The following is a 16,124-nucleotide window of genomic DNA, read 5'->3' on the forward strand; positions in this document are numbered from 1 at the left end:
TCAAATCCCGCGTTACTTAATTGCTTGCGTCTTGATTCAGGACACCAGTCCCAGCGCGCGTTTCACCGGGCCAAAGCTGCGCCGATGATGTTCAGTTGCGCCATGTTCAGCCAGCTTTTCCAGATGGAAAGCCGTTGGATATCCCTTGTGCTGGGCGAAACCATACGCGGGATAAGTGAGGTCCAGCGCGGCCATTTCGGCATCGCGCGTCACTTTGGCAATGATTGACGCCGCACTGATTTCTGCGACGCGGCTATCGCCTTTAACAACAGCCATGGAAGGCATCGGCAGCGCCGGGCAACGGTTACCGTCGATCAGCACATACTCAGGCACAATCTTCAGGCCAGCAACGGCACGCTGCATCGCCAGCATGGTGGCGTGCAGAATGTTCAGATCGTCGATCTCATCCGGCTCTGCGCGCCCGAGACTCCAGGCCAGTGCCTTTTCTTTAATTTCATCGAACAGCGCCAGGCGACGCTTTTCACTCAGTTTTTTCGAGTCGTTCAGGCCAACGATCGGGCGGGCTGGATCGAGGATCACCGCCGCGGTCACAACGGCACCCACTAACGGGCCACGACCGACTTCATCCACACCTGCAACGAGGTGGGTATGGGGATAAATAAATTCCATCATTGTGCTAACTCCAGCACCGCATCGGCCGCCTGCTCATCAGCATTACAGCGGATCAGTTGATGCAGTTCACGGAAGGTATCATGCATCTGGTGGCTGGTTTTACCGTTGGCCAGCAGCGGCAGTAATGCATCAGCCAGTGCCTGCGGCTGGCATTCATCCTGCAAGAGCTCTTTCACCAGTTCGCGACCCGCAAGCAGGTTTGGCAGGGATACGTAATCTGTTTTTACCAGACGTTTTGCCAGCCAGAAGGTAAACGGCTTCATGCGATAACCGACCACCATTGGGCATTTTGCCAGCATACACTCCAGCGCAGCCGTGCCGGAAGCCAGTAGTGCGGCATCGCTCGCAAACATGGCTTGCCGCCCTTTCCCGTCCAGCAGGCGGACGTGAAGATCCGGGGCGACGTCGGCTTTGATACGCTCAAACTGCTCGCGGCGTTTGGCATTCACCAGCGGCACGACCACTTCAAGATCGGGATAAGTCTTGCGAAGAATTTGCGCCGTTTTCAGGAAATCGGCACTGAGCATTTCAACTTCCGCACCCCGGCTCCCTGGCAGCAGCGCCAGACAGTGCACATCATGCGGGATGCCCAGTTCGTCACGCGCCGCGTTTTTATCCGGATCCAGCGGCATGGCATCCGCCATGGTATGACCGATAAAACGGCACGGGACATTAAATCTGTCGTAAAACGCTTTTTCGAAAGGCAGAAAAGCCAGCACCAGATTAGTGGATCGTCCGATTTTGAAAACGCGTTTCTGTCGCCACGCCCACACGGACGGACTGACGTAATGGATAGTTTTGATCCCCTGCTTTTTCAGGTTCCCTTCAAGGGTAATATTGAAATCAGGCGCATCAATGCCGACAAAAACATCGGGCTTGAGGTCGGTAAAGCGGCGGGTAAGGTCGGCGCGAATATGCAGCAGGCGACGCAAGCGCCCCAACACCTCGACGATGCCCATCACAGCCAGCTCTTCCATTTCATACCAGGCTTCACAGCCTTCGGCCTGCATCAGCGGCCCAGCCACGCCCACAAAGCGAGCATTGGGTACACGGGCTTTAAGCGCGCGGATAAGACCTGCACCAAGAATATCGCCGGAGGTTTCTCCGGCGACCAGGGCGATGGTAAGCGGACGACTGTCGACCATTAACGAATCAGACCACGGGTTGAACGTTCAAAGAATTCCATGAACGTTTTCACTTCAGGGTGCTTATTCGCCAGCTCGGCAATTTCCGGCTTAGCCTCTTCCAGCGTTTTACCGCTACGGTACAGCAGTTTGTACGCGTTGCGGATCGCAGTAATCGCTTCGCGACTAAAACCACGACGCTTGAGACCTTCGATGTTCACGCCAAACGGCGTGGCATGGTTGCCCTGCGCAATCACAAACGGTGGGACGTCCTGCGCCACACCGGAGCATCCGCCGACCATCACGTGTGCACCAATGATGCAGAACTGATGGACTGCGGTCATGCCGCCAATAATGGCGAAATCATCAACCGATACGTGTCCCGCCAGCGTTGCGTTGTTGGCGAGAATACAGCGGCTACCCACGGTACAGTCGTGCGCAATATGCGCATTAACCATAAACAGGTTGTCGCTGCCCACCTTCGTCAATCCACCGCCTTGCGTTGTACCACGATGAATGGTGACGCTTTCGCGAATGCGGTTACGATCGCCGATTTCCACGCGGGTCGGTTCGCCAGCATACTTGAGATCCTGGTTAACTTCGCCGATGGAGGCGAACTGATAGACCTCATTGTTGCAGCCAATGGTGGTATGACCATTCACGACAACGTGAGATTTCAGTACTGTACCCTCACCAATTTCGACATGGGGTCCAACAATACAAAACGGGCCAATGTGGACGTTGGCACCAATGATGGCACCCGTTTCCACAATGGCGGTAGGATGAATAAAGGCGGATTTATCAATCACGTATCAGGCCTCCCGGCTACGCGCACACATCATTGTCGCTTCGCAAACAACTTTGCCGTCAACCATAGCTACGCCTTTGAAGCGAGTCAGGCCGCGACGCGTTTTTTCAAAAGTGACTTCCATGATCATTTGATCACCAGGCACGACCGGACGCTTGAAGCGCGCTTCATCGATACCCGCGAAGTAATAGAGTTCACCCGGTTCCAGTTTACCTACGCTTTTAAACGCCAGAATACCGGTAGCCTGTGCCATCGCTTCCAGGATCAATACACCCGGGAAGATAGGCTTACCAGGGAAGTGCCCCTGGAAGAACGGCTCGTTAACGGAGACATTTTTCACTGCGCGCAGAAAACGACCTTCTTCAAAATCCAGCACACGGTCTACCAGTAAAAACGGATAGCGGTGCGGCAGAAGTTCTAAAATCTCTTCAATATGCAGAGTATGAGTGTCAGTAGTCAAAATACTCTTCCTGTCAAATGTACTAAGTAGCAATAATAACACGGCCTGCCGGTTTATAAACAAAGCCGACAGGCCGGGAAATTTAGCGTTAAACGGATGAACGCTTAGTCTTGTTGATCGATTTTGCGCTCAATCGCTTTGAGTCGCTTGCTCATATCATCAATATTCATCACCAGTGCAGCTGTTTTACGCCAGACCTTGTTCGGTTGCAGCGGAATACCTGAGGAATAAACGCCAGGCTCAGTGATTGGACGCATCACCATACCCATCCCCGTCACCGTGACTTTGTCGCATATTTCCATATGGCCATTGATCACGCTGGCACCGCCAATCATGCAGTAACGGCCAATTTTCAGGCTGCCTGCCATGATAACACCACCCGCAACTGCGGTATTGTCGCCAATCACAACGTTATGTGCAATCTGGCACTGGTTGTCTATGATAACACCGTTACCAATAATGGTGTCGTCAAGCGCACCGCGGTCGATAGTTGTACAAGCGCCGATCTCCACACGATCGCCGATAATCACGCGACCCAGCTGAGGGATCTTAACCCAGTTACCCCGATCGTTGGCGTAACCAAATCCGTCAGAACCAATCACCGTGCTGGACTGTACGAGACAATTCTCGCCAATCTCAACCTCATGGTAGACAGAGACATTGGCCCACAGACGAGACCCTGCGCCAATTTTCGTATTTTTTCCAACAAAGCAGCCAGGGCCAATCACCACGTTATCACCCAAAACAACGCCGGATTCGATAACGGCGTTTGCGCCGACTGATACGTTGTTACCCAGCTGAGCCGTCGGATCAATCGCAGCACTGGCTGCAATGTTCTGTGCCGGCTGCGGCGTGGTATCAAGAATTTGGGCCATGCGCGCATAGGTCAGGTAGGGATTTTTCACTACCAGTGCAGCGCTAGTGGCAAACGGAAGATCGTCCTGCGTCAGCACAACGGCAGACGCCTGGCACTGGGCCAGGTGTTCACGGTACTTAGGGCTTACCATGAAGGTAATAGTGCCTGCTTTAGCAGATTGCATGGACGCAACAGCGGTGATGACGATATCGCCATCACCGTGTAATTCTGCATCCAACTGCTGAGCTAAATCAGCCAGTCGAATTGAAGGCATTACTTATTTAACCTGTTTCAGAACATCAGCGGTGATGTCTTTAACATCGCTGCTGTTGAATGCAACGGCGTTCGCATCAACAACCAGATCGATGCTCTGATCGGCTGCTACTGCTTTAACGGCAGACTGAATACGCGTCACCAGTTTGCCACGCTCTTCGTTAGAACGACGCTGACGATCCTGCTCGAAAGCCTGTGCTTTCTGAGAGAAGGTCTGGCGCTGAGACATGACGTCTTTTTCCAGTTTGCTGCGCTCGCTCGCTTTCATGGTAGAACCATCACGCTGAAGACGCTGCATCTTGGACTGAAGATCACCTTCCATACGTTGCAGTTCGCTCGCACGGCCTTTGAATTCGTTTTCCAGCGTTGCAGAAACACCGGTTTTCTGTGCAACCTGCTGGAACAAATTACCCATGTTGACGATTGCAATTTTATCCGCTGCCTGAGCAGAAGTTGCCATCGCTAAACCGAGACCTGCAGCTAATAACCACTTTTTCACAATTAACTCCTTACCATCCCATTGGCACCCGAGGGGTACCGTTCTTTGCGTGGCAAGGCGACCGTGTTACCGATCGCCGGTTGTCAGCGCTACACTGCCAACGCATTCCATTGCAGCGGATTATTACCAAGTTTTACCAATGTTAAACTGGAACTGCTCCGCTTTGTCTCCATCGTATTTCTTAAACGGCTGGGCGTAAGAGAAGACCAACGGCCCCAGCGGTGACATCCATTGTAATGCGATACCTGCGGACATGCGAATGTTGCTCGGATCGCTGTAGTCCGGAACCCCCGCCGCACGCATCTGGGCGGTGTTCTCCCAGTTGGTGTCCCACACCGTACCTGCATCCATAAAGAAGGAGGTACGCACGGAGTTCGCATACTTATCACTGATAAACGGCGTAGGCGTGATGAACTCGAGGCTCGCCACGGCCATAGCGTTACCACCTACTGCGTCATCAGAGCTACATACTTGCTTAGGATCACGGCTTGCGCAGTTATCTTCGTCATTACCGCCGTAATAAACCGCTTTCGGACCAATGTTATTGGACTGGAAGCCACGCACGGTGCTTGAACCGCCGGCGTAGAAGTTTTCATAGAACGGCAGTTCTTTGCTTCCAATACCGTCACCATAACCCCAACGGGTACGACCCAGAACAACCCACTTGTGATCTTCATCAATTGGGAAGTAGGACGCCGTATCCAGCGTGACCTTGTAGAACTCGTTATCCGAGCCCGGGATAGTCACTTTACCGTTCAGGTTGACGCGTGAACCTTCCGTCGGGAAGTAGCCACGGTCAAGACGGTTGTAGGTCCAACCGTAGTTGAAGGTGAAGTCATCCGCGGCGAAACCGTTGTCATCGCTGGACGTACTCGCCGACTGACCGATGGAGTCCAGGTAACGCCACATCGCCACCTGCGGTTGCATGTTGGACAGGTCGTTATGCACGTACCCTAAACCTGCGCGCAAGGTGTTGTATTCGTTAACCGGGAAGCCAAGCGTACCATCCAGACCGTAACTCTTGTTGGTATACGAGGAGAGGTCCGCATCGTCCGCTTTAAAGTCGTTATAGAAGATACGACCGCCCAGGCTTACACCGTCAACGGTGAAGTATGGGTTGGTAACGGAGAACTCAGAGTAAGTCTGGTAGTCGTTTTTCGTCCCGTTGATACCGACAGAGTAGCCCGTACCCAGCCAGTTATCCTGCTGAACACCGACCTGGAAGCTCACGCCACTTTCAGTACCGTAACCAATACCGAAGTTGAAGCTACCGGTATTACGTTCTTTAACTTTATAAACAACATCAACCTGATCCGGACGACCTGGTACACGCTGAGTATCGGTATCGACCGTTTCGAAGTAGCCCAGACGGTTCAGACGCTCTTTACCCTGATCTACCAGATCGCTTCCCAGCCATGCCCCTTCCATCTGGCGCATTTCACGGCGCAGAACGGAGTCTTTAGAGGTATCGTTACCTTCGAAGCGGATCTTACGCACGTAGAAGCGGTTGCCCGCATCAACGTTAACGTGCAGCTTAACGGTTTTATCCGTGTCGTTAATTTCCGGCTGCGTTTGCACACGCGGATACGCATAACCATAACGGCCGAGCAGCTTCTTAATGCTGTCTTCCATTTTGGTGACTTTAGATCCGCTGTACAGATCGCCCGGCTGAATTTTGGTCAGAGATTCAATTTCAGCTGAATGTCCTGCCAGGTTGCCGCTGACTTCAACACCCGAAAGCGTGTACTTATCGCCTTCTGTGATGTTAACGGTAATGTAGATACCTTTCTTGTCCGGAGTCAGACTCACCTGAGTTGAATCGATGTTGAAACGGGCGTAACCGCGATCCAGATAGTAGCTGCGCAGGGTTTCAAGGTCACCCGCCAGTTTCTGTTTCTGGTATTTACGATCGCCTACCACGTTCCACCACGGCACTTCGTCACGCAGCTGGAAGTTGGAGATCAGTTCGTCGGTGCTGAACGCGTGGTTACCCACGATGTTGATCTGCTGGATCTTCGCAGAAACACCTTCCTGAAAGACCAGTTTCAGGTCAACACGGTTACGTGGCAGCGGTGTAACAACCGCTTTAACGCTCGCGCTGTATTTACCGACGCTGTAGTAGAAATCTTCCAGACCTTTTTCAATGTCTGCAAGGGTTGTGCGGTCCAGAGATTCCCCCACACGAACACCCGATGCCTCAAGGTTCTGCTTGAGCATGTCGTCTTTCACCGATTTGTTACCGGAGAAAGTGATGCTGGCAATCGTTGGACGTTCTTTTACCTGAACCACCAGCGTATCACCATCGCGCAGGACGCGGACGTCCTCAAAGTTGCCAGTGGCAAACAGAGCACGGATGGTGTTACTGATATCTTCATCATTAACCGTATCGCCGGGGCGCACAGGCATACTGAGGAGGGCCGCACCAACGGCGACACGCTGAAGGCCTTCGAAATGAATATCTTTCACTACGAACCCGTCAGCACCGTATACGGTCGCGCTGCTAAACAGCAGCGACGCTATGAGCAACTTTTTCATCGCCATCGTTATTATGCGTTCTTCCTAACTAACTCTCTTACAACCGAGAGAAATCATTGAAAAGTGCAAGCCCCATTAACAGCACCAGCAAAATCGAGCCAATGCGATAACTAAAGTCTTGAACTCGCTCGGATACCGGTCCGCCTTTTAGCTTTTCAATCGCTAAAAACAGCAGATGGCCCCCATCTAATACGGGAAGCGGGAACAGGTTGATTATCCCCAGGTTCACGCTAATCAGCGCAAGGAACATGAGATAGTAAATCACCCCGAACTCCGCTGACATCCCAGCCCCCTGAGCAATCGAAATTGGCCCACTGAGGTTGTTCAGTTTCACATCACCGGTTATCAATTTCCCCAACATGTTGACCGTAAGCTTCATCAGCTGCCATGTTTTATCCGTGGCCTCAACGATGGCGCTAAACGGCCCATACTGGCGTATTGTCTTGTACTCATCTGGCAGTGGGATCACTTTCGGCACAACGCCTGCAAACCCTTCCGCCTTACCGCCGCCCGATTTGGTATCCGGGGTGAGAGTCAGTGAGAGCGAACTCCCCTGCCTTTCAACTTCCAGCGCGAGCGGCTTGCCTGGATTATCGCGCACCAGAGTAACAAAGGTCATCCATTGTGTTAATGGCTGACCATCGACTTTAACGATCCTGTCACCCGCTTGTAAACCTGCTTTACTCGCTGCCGATTTGGCCTGTACTTCGGCTAATACCGGCTCGATCTGCGCGCCGCGCGGTCGAATCCCGAGTGCGGCGACAGGGTCCTCTTTGTCTGGCTCAAAGCGCCAGTGGCGTAAATCCAGCACTTTTTCCTGCCGCTGGTCGGAACCAAATGGCGATACGCTGACGGTTGTCTGCTCATCACCAATTTTGGCAACCAGTTGTAACCTCACGGCATCCCAATCAGGGGTTTCGATACCATCAATCGCTTTAAGTTCCATTCCCGGTGTAATTTGCGCCGTTGCCGCAATAGAACCCGTAGTGATTTCGCCCACGACCGGGCGCACGCCAGGCACGCCGATGATAAACACCAGCCAGTAAGCGAAGATAGCGAAGATGAAATTGGCTACCGGGCCGGCAGCGATGATGGCAGCACGTTGTCCAACAGTTTTATTGTTAAACGCGCTATGGCGAAGTTCCGGGGCGACAGGCTCAACGCGTTCGTCGAGCATTTTGACATAGCCGCCCAGGGGAATCAGAGCAATGACAAACTCGGTGCCATGCTTATCGGTGCGCTTCCAGAGCGATTTGCCAAAGCCAATCGAGAATCGCTCCACCCGCACACCACAGCGCCGGGCAACCCAGAAATGGCCAAATTCATGCACGGTAATCAGTACACCCAGTGCAACAATGAACGCCGCCAGATTCCAGAGAATGCTCAGCATAAAACCTTCCGTTATATCGTCCCAAACACCAGTAAAAGCAGGCAAGCAAATACGGGAACAGCCGCGGTAAGGCTGTCAATGCGATCCAGTATTCCGCCATGTCCTGGAATCAGGTGACCACTGTCCTTAATCCCTGCTTCACGCTTAAACATACTCTCGGTTAAATCACCCAGCACCGATGCCAGCGCCGCGAAAATCGAACATACCAGCAGCGTGGAGGAGGCAACCTCAAGATTCGCCCAGACGCCATAGCCCCAGGAGATAATCGCTGCCGTAAACAGGCCGCCGATGAAGCCTTGCCAGGTTTTACCCGGAGAAACCTTTGGCGCCAGTTTATGTTTACCGAACAGTTTACCAAACATATAGGCCCCGGAGTCAGCCCCCCAGACGAGAATCATCACATAAAGCAGCCATATCGCGCCGCTGTAGTGGTTTTCGTCATAGTGCCAGGCGCGCAACGCAACCATACCCCAGAAAAACGGAACAATCGTGAGCAGACCAAAAATAAGGCGCAACACTTTAGAGTTACGCCAGATCGCCGCAGAGCCCGGATAGAAAAGCACTAAAACAAGCGCAGCAATCCACCAAGCCAGCGATATCCATAAGGATCCGGCAACCAGCGGCTGGTGAACATCATGATGATATTCAGGCAAGGTATACAGCATCAGGGCCAGTAAAAAACCACAGAGTACCGCCAGCCATACCCGCTGAGTGCGCGAGGTAAAGCCGCTAAGCTGCCCCCATTCCCACGCGGCGAGCATACACACCACCAGCGTAACAATAGCGAATCCCACCGGAGGCAGTAAAAACAGCGCTGCGATGACGACGGGTATTAATACAAAAGCGGAAATCAGGCGATACTTCAGCAAAAGCTACCCCCATCAGGCGTTATCGCCACCAGGCTCGGTGCCGCCGAAACGACGCTCTCGATTGGCAAAGGCATGCAGCGCACCTTCAAAGTCTTGTTCATCAAAATCTGGCCAAAGAACATCCGTAAAGTAAAGTTCGGCGTAGGCAATTTGCCACAGCAAAAAGTTACTTATGCGATGTTCCCCCCCTGTCCTTATAACCAAATCCACGGGTGCCAGTTCATTCATGCAGATTTGCTGACTCAGCGCCTCTTCATCAATCTGGTCGGGTCTTAACAGCCCTTCCTGAACCTGCTCAGCCAAATGCCGAACCCCCTGGATAATATCCCAGCGTCCGCCGTAATTCGCCGCGATATTGAGCGTCAGGCCGGTATTATTTTCCGTCAGCGCTTCTGCTTTGCGAATCCGTTCCTGCAAACGTGAGTTAAAACGACTGGTTTCGCCAATAATACGCAAGCGGACGTTGTGGCGGTGCAGGCTTTTTACTTCACTATCGAGCGCCCACACGAACAGTTCCATCAACGCAGTCACTTCCTGCGCAGGTCGATTCCAGTTCTCACTGCTAAAAGCATAGAGCGTTAACGCATCAATGCCGTTATTGGCGGCAAAAGAGACGGCGCGGCGAACAGATTTCGCCCCAGCTTTATGCCCAAAGGCTCGTATCTTCCCTTGTCTTTTCGCCCAGCGGCCATTGCCATCCATGATGATTGCAACATGGCGACAGCCATGTGCTGGCAAGTTTTCGCTTATTGGTTGATTCGCAGACAACATAACGCGTTTTTAGTCCCTGAAAGGATTTAACGGTACACAGGAATACTGAAGCCTATACATAAAAAAGCCGTGTCAAACCACGGCTTACCTGACCACTTAAAGCCAAATACCTGCGATCAGGTGGCGCAGACTATATCACTGAAGCCCAACGCTAACAAATAGCACGACGACTAGTGCTTGCTTTATCACCAGCTTGCGAGACGTGTCACCTGTTTACGCGCAACAATGCGTGCCTGTTCATCCACGGCCAGCACCTCTTCCACGCTCTGCGGCTCACGCAAATCCATCATCTCCAGCACGGATAAATTCAACGCGGCGATATCAGTAAAGCGGATCTGCTGATTCAGGAATGCTTCAACGGTCACTTCATTGGCTGCATTAAGCGCCGTTGTCGCCGCCTGCCCCTGATCGAAGGCCGTCATCGCCAGTTTCAGACAGGGATAACGGTCATAATCAGGCTCGCTAAACGTCAGTGAACTCAGCTTACAAAAATCGAGAGGCTTAACGCCCGATTTTACGCGGTTTGGCCACGCCATTGTATGAGCAATTGGCGTACGCATATCCGGTTCGCCCAGTTGGGCCAGCACGCTGCCGTCCTGATAGCGCACCATCGAGTGAATCACCGACTGCGGGTGGATCAGCACTTCCATCTGTTTCGCCGACGCATTGAACAGCCAGCGAGCTTCAATGTATTCCAGACCTTTGTTCATCATGGTGGCCGAATCGACGGAGATCTTACGCCCCATTGACCAGTTCGGATGACGGCACGCCTGATCCGGCGTCATTGCGCTCAATTCAGACAGCGGCGTTTCACGGAACGGGCCACCAGACCCGGTAAGCAGAATCGACACAACGCCATTCTGCTCCAGGTCAGCGTACCCCAGGTTTTGTTGAAAAGGTTGAGGTAAACTCTGAAAAATCGCGTTGTGTTCGCTATCGACCGGCAAAAGACGCGCCCCACGCTGTTTTACCGCTTCCATAAAGAGGCGTCCGCAGGTGACGAGCGACTCTTTGTTCGCAAGCAGGACATCTTTACCCGCATCAATAGCGGCAAGCGTCGGCAGAAGACCCGCCGCCCCGACGATTGCCGCCATGACCTGATCAACTTCATCAAGCGCGGCCATATCGCACGCCGCCTGTTGCCCGCTGAGTACCTCGGTACGGCAGCCCTTCTCCTGCAACAGCGCTTTCACCTGGCGGGCGCTCTCTTCGTCATCCATCACCGCAAAACGGGGGGTAAACTCCAGGCACTGTTCGACCATTCGCTGCACGTTTTTTCCGGCCACAAGCGCGGCCACGGTGTAGCTGTCAGGATTATGACGTACAACGTCGAGAGTGCTGCAACCGATAGAGCCGGTCGAGCCGAGGAGAGTGAGATGCTTCATGAGATGCCCAAAAGTTAGACCAGATAAAAGCAAAACGCCGCCAGCAAGACTCAATGTCCTTCTGAACGGCGTTTATCAGTGTACAGCGAAAATCAGAACTGCATCAGTTCCGCTTCTTTTTCTGCCAGCGCCGCATCAATTTTCTTGATGGCCGCGTCGGTCATTTTCTGAATGTCGTCCTGAGAACGACGATCGTCGTCTTCGCTGATCTCTTTTTCTTTCAGCAGGGCTTTCACTTTATCGTTCGCATCGCGACGCACGTTACGTACGGAAACACGACCCTGCTCAGCTTCACCACGAACTACTTTGATCAGGTCTTTACGACGCTCTTCCGTCAGCGGAGGCAGTGGAACGCGAATATCCGCGCCGGCTGAGCTTGGGTTCAGACCCAGGTCAGATGCCATGATTGCTTTTTCAACGGCCGGGCTCATTGAGCGGTCGAACACGTTGATTTTCAGGGTACGGGTATCTTCTACCGTCACGCTCGCCAGCTGACGCAGAGGCGTTGGCGTACCGTAATATTCTACGATGATGCCATCCAGCAGGCTTGGGGAAGCACGGCCAGTACGGATTTTGCTGATTTGGTTTTTGAACGCTTCTACGCATTTTTCCATGCGTACTTCAGCATCTTTTCTGATGTCGTTAATCACGTTACGGATCCTTGAAAACTTGTCTCAGGCAGACTATCCGCCAGCACAGCGCTACAGGTGTGCTAAGTATAGTCGCGTTTAATTCATGACAACGCCAAAGGCGCGCCCGGGTAAGATACCACGTCGAAATAAAGCGGAATCTTACCTGTATTTATCGCCGACGGAAATTATTCCGTGATCAAAGTGCCTTCTTTTTCGCCCATAACAACGCGACGCAGCGCGCCAGGCTTGTTCATGTTGAAGACACGGATCGGTAGTTTGTGGTCACGAGCCAGCGTAAAGGCGGCAAGATCCATCACTTTCAGCTCTTTTTCCAGCACTTCGCTGTAGGTCAGCTGATCGTACATGGTCGCTGAAGGATCTTTTGCCGGGTCGGCAGTAAACACGCCATCTACTTTGGTCGCTTTCAGCACCACATCGGCTTCGATTTCGATACCGCGCAGGCAGGCTGCGGAATCGGTGGTAAAGAACGGGTTACCCGTACCGGCGGAGAGGATCACCACGCGGTTGTTGCGCAGCAGGCTGATGGCCTCTGCCCAGCTGTAGTTATCGCATACGCCATTCAAAGGAATAGCGGACATCAGGCGAGCGTTCACATAGGCGCGATGAAGCGCATCACGCATCGCCAGGCCATTCATCACGGTTGCCAGCATACCCATGTGGTCGCCCACTACGCGGTTCATCCCCGCTTTCGCCAGACCAGCACCACGGAAAAGGTTGCCACCGCCAATGACCACGCCAACCTGAATACCCAGTTCGACCAGTTCTTTGATTTCCTGTGCCATGCGATCAAGGATGCTTGCGTCAATACCGAAGCCTTCCGATCCTTGCAGCGCTTCGCCACTCAGCTTAAGCAGAATGCGTTTGTACACGGGTTTTGCATTGGTAGCCATGTTTCTTTCCTGAGACTGTCAACGATTAAGATGGGGTTAATTCTGGCGACATGATATGTCGCAAATCAGCACAGCGATACTGGAGCCTGTCTGATTTCGTGAGACGGGTGACAAAAAGAAGCCGCCCTCAGGCGGCTCCTTTTCAATCATTAAGACTGCTTGGACATTGCAGCAACTTCTGCTGCGAAGTCAGTCTCAACTTTCTCGATGCCTTCGCCCACTTCGAAGCGGATGAAGCCAGTTACATCAGCGTTGTGCTCTTTCAGCAGCTGAGCAACAGACTTGCTTGGATCCATTACGAAAGGCTGGCCAGTCAGAGAAACTTCGCCGGTGAATTTCTTCATGCGGCCTTCAACCATTTTCTCTGCGATTTCTTTTGGCTTACCAGACTGCATCGCGATGTCCAGCTGAACCTGGTACTCTTTCTCTACCACTTCAGCAGACACGTCTTCTGGCTTAACGAATTCTGGTTTGCTTGCAGCGATGTGCATTGCCAGCTGTTTAACCAGCTCTTCGTCAGCGCCTTTAGCCGCAACCAGAACACCGATACGCGCGCCGTGCTGGTAAGAGCCCAGAACATCGCCTTCCAGGGAAGAAACGCGACGGATGTTGATGTTCTCACCGATTTTAGCAACCAGCGCTACACGCTCTTCTTCGAACTGTGCTTTCAGAACTTCAACGTCAGTGATTTTGCCTGCAACCGCTGCGTCCAGAACTTTGTTAGCAAATGCCTGGAAACCAGCATCTTTAGCAACGAAGTCAGTCTGGCAGTTAACTTCCAGAATGATGCCGTAGTTGCCGTCGATTTTGGTGATGATCACGCCGTCAGCAGCAACGTTGCCTGCTTTCTTAGCTGCTTTGATCGCACCGGATTTACGCATGTTTTCGATTGCCAGCTCGATGTCGCCGTTCGCTTCGGTCAGCGCTTTTTTGCAATCCATCATGCCTGCGCCAGTACGCTCACGCAGCTCTTTTACCAGGGATGCGGTAATTTCAGCCATTCTTAAATCCTCGGGAGATGTGAACTGCCCGGCCGGGAGCCAAACAGTATAAATTGAAAAAAGGGGCCGATAATGGGCCCCTATTCATACACGGTACTAATAAGGGGTAAAACCTTATTATTCAGCTTCTACGAAGCTTTCTTCCGCCTGAGAAGCCAGATCCTGGGAACGGCCTTCACGAACGGTAGCAGCTACAGCGCTCAGGTACAGGCTAACAGCACGGATTGCGTCGTCGTTACCCGGGATAACGAAGTCAACACCGTCCGGATCGGAGTTGGTATCAACGATAGCGAATACCGGGATACCCAGGTTGTTAGCTTCTTTGATTGCGATGTGCTCGTGGTCTGCATCGATTACGAACAGCGCGTCTGGCAGGCCGCCCATATCTTTGATACCGCCCAGGCTGTTTTCCAGCTTGTCCAGTTCACGAGTACGCATCAGCGCTTCTTTCTTAGTCAGCTTATCGAAAGTACCGTCCTGAGACTGGGTTTCCAGATCTTTCAGGCGCTTGATGGACTGACGAACAGTTTTCCAGTTGGTCAGCATGCCGCCCAACCAGCGATGGTTCACGAAGAACTGGTCGCAGCTGTTAGCAGCATCTTTCACAGCTTCGCTTGCAGCGCGCTTAGTACCAACGAACAGAATCTTACCTTTACGGGAAGAGATCTTGTTCAGCTCAGCCAGGGCTTCGTTGAACATTGGTACAGTCTTCTCAAGGTTGATGATGTGAACTTTGTTACGTGCGCCGAAGATGAAAGGCTTCATTTTCGGGTTCCAGTAACGGGTCTGGTGACCGAAGTGAACACCAGCCTTGAGCATGTCGCGCATGGAAACAGTTGCCATGTTTAAAACCTCTATATTGAAAGTTGGGGTTATGCCTCCACGTATCCCATATTACCGACCCCGAAGGGCACCCCGGAATATGTGCCGATACGTGTGTGTTGTTACACAAAGTGAGATTTGTCGCTCCCGTCCAGCCTGTGTATCTGAGATGGATCGGAAGTCCGGCGCGCTTTATATCACAAAACACGGCCAGAAACCAATAATTGTTGGCGGAGTGTGCTGTTAATGATTCTCAATTTGGCACGGGGTGCGCCTGACTGATACCATTGACAACACTTACACTAGTATTGTCGAAAAAATCGACACCGATGGACAGATTACATGGCTATCTCTATTAAGACACCTGAAGAAATTGAAAAGATGCGCGTCGCCGGTCGTCTGGCCGCGGACGTGCTGGAAATGATCGAGCCGTTTGTGAAACCGGGCGTCAGCACTGGCGAACTGGATCGCATCTGTAACGACTATATCGTCAACGAGCAGCACGCGGTCTCCGCCTGCCTTGGCTATCACGGTTTCCCGAAATCCGTCTGCATCTCTATTAATGAAGTGGTTTGCCACGGCATTCCGGATGACGAGAAGCTGCTGAAAGATGGCGACATCGTCAACATCGACGTGACCGTGATTAAAGACGAGTACCACGGCGACACTTCTAAGATGTTCATCGTTGGCAAGCCAACGATTCTGGGCGAGCGTCTGTGCAAAGTGACGCAAGAGAGCCTCTACCTGGCGCTGAAAATGGTGAAGCCGGGCATCCGCCTGCGCACCATCGGCGCCGCAATCCAGAAATTTGTGGAAGCGGAAGGTTTCTCCGTGGTGCGCGAATATTGCGGTCACGGTATTGGTCGTGTGTTCCATGAAGAACCGCAGGTTCTGCACTACGATGCAGACGACGGCGGCGTAGTGCTGCAAAAGGGCATGACCTTCACTATCGAACCAATGGTCAACGCGGGTGATTACCGCATCCGTACCATGAAAGATGGCTGGACGGTAAAAACCAAAGACAGAAGCTTGTCTGCCCAGTACGAGCATACTATTGTGGTTACAGACAACGGCTGCGAAATTATGACGTTGCGCAAGGATGACACCATCCCGGCGATACTGACGAACATTGAGTGATAAGAAGCCGGCGAATGC

16 protein-coding genes are annotated in these 16,124 nt (G+C 52.5%); 1 reads left to right on the plus strand and 15 read right to left on the minus strand.

Annotated features, from left to right (window positions below; genetic code table 11):
• Positions 1-36: 36 nt before the first annotated feature.
• From rnhB to rpsB, 15 genes are all read right to left on the minus strand, one after another.
• Complete coding sequence (gene rnhB / locus ACOTY5_RS13290) at positions 37-633, minus strand: ribonuclease HII (RefSeq protein WP_015572727.1); 597 nt, start codon at positions 631-633, stop codon at positions 37-39.
• Positions 630-1,778, minus strand: coding sequence for a lipid-A-disaccharide synthase (gene lpxB / locus ACOTY5_RS13295; protein WP_003856161.1), 1,149 nt, complete (start codon positions 1,776-1,778; stop codon positions 630-632). Before lpxB ends, rnhB begins: the two co-directional genes overlap by 4 nt.
• Positions 1,778-2,566 (minus strand): acyl-ACP--UDP-N-acetylglucosamine O-acyltransferase, encoded by a 789-nt coding sequence (lpxA, locus tag ACOTY5_RS13300; RefSeq protein WP_045142231.1) that lies wholly within the window; start codon positions 2,564-2,566, stop codon positions 1,778-1,780. Before lpxA ends, lpxB begins: the two co-directional genes overlap by 1 nt.
• A gap of 3 nt (positions 2,567-2,569) precedes the next feature.
• Complete coding sequence (fabZ, locus tag ACOTY5_RS13305; RefSeq protein WP_003856165.1) at positions 2,570-3,025, minus strand: 3-hydroxyacyl-ACP dehydratase FabZ; 456 nt, start codon at positions 3,023-3,025, stop codon at positions 2,570-2,572.
• Between the two features lie 104 nt (positions 3,026-3,129).
• Positions 3,130-4,155, minus strand: a complete 1,026-nt coding sequence (gene lpxD, locus ACOTY5_RS13310) for a UDP-3-O-(3-hydroxymyristoyl)glucosamine N-acyltransferase (RefSeq protein WP_015572726.1) — start codon at positions 4,153-4,155, stop codon at positions 3,130-3,132.
• Between the two features lie 3 nt (positions 4,156-4,158).
• Positions 4,159-4,653: a molecular chaperone Skp gene (gene skp, locus ACOTY5_RS13315; RefSeq protein WP_006810039.1), complete on the minus strand. Its 495-nt coding sequence runs from the start codon at positions 4,651-4,653 to the stop codon at positions 4,159-4,161.
• A 123-nt stretch (positions 4,654-4,776) separates the two neighbouring features.
• Positions 4,777-7,194 carry an outer membrane protein assembly factor BamA gene (gene bamA, locus ACOTY5_RS13320; protein ID WP_003856172.1) on the minus strand — a complete coding sequence of 806 codons (2,418 nt, stop codon included), beginning with the start codon at positions 7,192-7,194 and terminating at the stop codon, positions 4,777-4,779.
• Positions 7,195-7,225: 31 nt separating this feature from the next.
• On the minus strand, positions 7,226-8,578 hold the full coding sequence (gene rseP / locus ACOTY5_RS13325) for a sigma E protease regulator RseP (RefSeq protein WP_023303108.1): 1,353 nt from the start codon (positions 8,576-8,578) through the stop codon (positions 7,226-7,228).
• 11 nt (positions 8,579-8,589) lie between these two features.
• The gene (gene cdsA / locus ACOTY5_RS13330) at positions 8,590-9,447 is read right to left on the minus strand and encodes a phosphatidate cytidylyltransferase (RefSeq protein WP_234978856.1); all 858 of its coding nucleotides are present in this window, start codon (positions 9,445-9,447) and stop codon (positions 8,590-8,592) included.
• Between the two features lie 12 nt (positions 9,448-9,459).
• Positions 9,460-10,218 (minus strand): (2E,6E)-farnesyl-diphosphate-specific ditrans,polycis-undecaprenyl-diphosphate synthase, encoded by a 759-nt coding sequence (ispU, locus tag ACOTY5_RS13335; RefSeq protein WP_003856176.1) that lies wholly within the window; start codon positions 10,216-10,218, stop codon positions 9,460-9,462.
• Positions 10,219-10,403: 185 nt separating this feature from the next.
• Positions 10,404-11,603 (minus strand): 1-deoxy-D-xylulose-5-phosphate reductoisomerase, encoded by a 1,200-nt coding sequence (gene ispC, locus ACOTY5_RS13340; protein ID WP_023315432.1) that lies wholly within the window; start codon positions 11,601-11,603, stop codon positions 10,404-10,406.
• Between the two features lie 92 nt (positions 11,604-11,695).
• A complete protein-coding gene (frr, locus tag ACOTY5_RS13345; protein ID WP_017383739.1) occupies positions 11,696-12,253 on the minus strand; it encodes a ribosome recycling factor in 558 nt (185 codons plus the stop codon).
• Between the two features lie 167 nt (positions 12,254-12,420).
• Complete coding sequence (gene pyrH / locus ACOTY5_RS13350) at positions 12,421-13,146, minus strand: UMP kinase (RefSeq protein ID WP_002889306.1); 726 nt, start codon at positions 13,144-13,146, stop codon at positions 12,421-12,423.
• Between the two features lie 149 nt (positions 13,147-13,295).
• Positions 13,296-14,147, minus strand: coding sequence for a translation elongation factor Ts (gene tsf / locus ACOTY5_RS13355; protein ID WP_015572722.1), 852 nt, complete (start codon positions 14,145-14,147; stop codon positions 13,296-13,298).
• A gap of 117 nt (positions 14,148-14,264) precedes the next feature.
• On the minus strand, positions 14,265-14,990 hold the full coding sequence (gene rpsB / locus ACOTY5_RS13360) for a 30S ribosomal protein S2 (RefSeq protein WP_003856207.1): 726 nt from the start codon (positions 14,988-14,990) through the stop codon (positions 14,265-14,267).
• Between the two features lie 321 nt (positions 14,991-15,311).
• On the opposite strand from rpsB, the gene map reads away from it, so the two are divergent.
• On the plus strand, positions 15,312-16,106 hold the full coding sequence (gene map, locus ACOTY5_RS13365) for a type I methionyl aminopeptidase (protein WP_015572721.1): 795 nt from the start codon (positions 15,312-15,314) through the stop codon (positions 16,104-16,106).
• Positions 16,107-16,124 lie beyond the last annotated feature (18 nt).

Origin of the sequence: Enterobacter cloacae complex sp. SHL018 (assembly GCF_049237905.1) — a bacterium.
GTDB classification, from domain to species: Bacteria; Pseudomonadota; Gammaproteobacteria; order Enterobacterales; family Enterobacteriaceae; genus Enterobacter; species Enterobacter hormaechei_C.

Excerpts from the sequence above, each read along its gene's own strand:
- rnhB (WP_015572727.1), bottom strand. The coding sequence starts at position 633 with ATGATGGAATTTATTTATCCCCATACCCACCTCGTTGCAGGTGTGGAT.
- lpxB (WP_003856161.1), bottom strand. The coding sequence starts at position 1,778 with ATGGTCGACAGTCGTCCGCTTACCATCGCCCTGGTCGCCGGAGAAACC.
- lpxD (WP_015572726.1), bottom strand. The coding sequence starts at position 4,155 with ATGCCTTCAATTCGACTGGCTGATTTAGCTCAGCAGTTGGATGCAGAA.
- bamA (WP_003856172.1), bottom strand. The coding sequence starts at position 7,194 with ATGGCGATGAAAAAGTTGCTCATAGCGTCGCTGCTGTTTAGCAGCGCG.
- rseP (WP_023303108.1), bottom strand. The coding sequence starts at position 8,578 with ATGCTGAGCATTCTCTGGAATCTGGCGGCGTTCATTGTTGCACTGGGT.
- ispU (WP_003856176.1), bottom strand. The coding sequence starts at position 10,218 with ATGTTGTCTGCGAATCAACCAATAAGCGAAAACTTGCCAGCACATGGC.
- ispC (WP_023315432.1), bottom strand. The coding sequence starts at position 11,603 with ATGAAGCATCTCACTCTCCTCGGCTCGACCGGCTCTATCGGTTGCAGC.
- pyrH (WP_002889306.1), bottom strand. The coding sequence starts at position 13,146 with ATGGCTACCAATGCAAAACCCGTGTACAAACGCATTCTGCTTAAGCTG.
- tsf (WP_015572722.1), bottom strand. The coding sequence starts at position 14,147 with ATGGCTGAAATTACCGCATCCCTGGTAAAAGAGCTGCGTGAGCGTACT.
- rpsB (WP_003856207.1), bottom strand. The coding sequence starts at position 14,990 with ATGGCAACTGTTTCCATGCGCGACATGCTCAAGGCTGGTGTTCACTTC.
- map (WP_015572721.1), top strand. The coding sequence starts at position 15,312 with ATGGCTATCTCTATTAAGACACCTGAAGAAATTGAAAAGATGCGCGTC.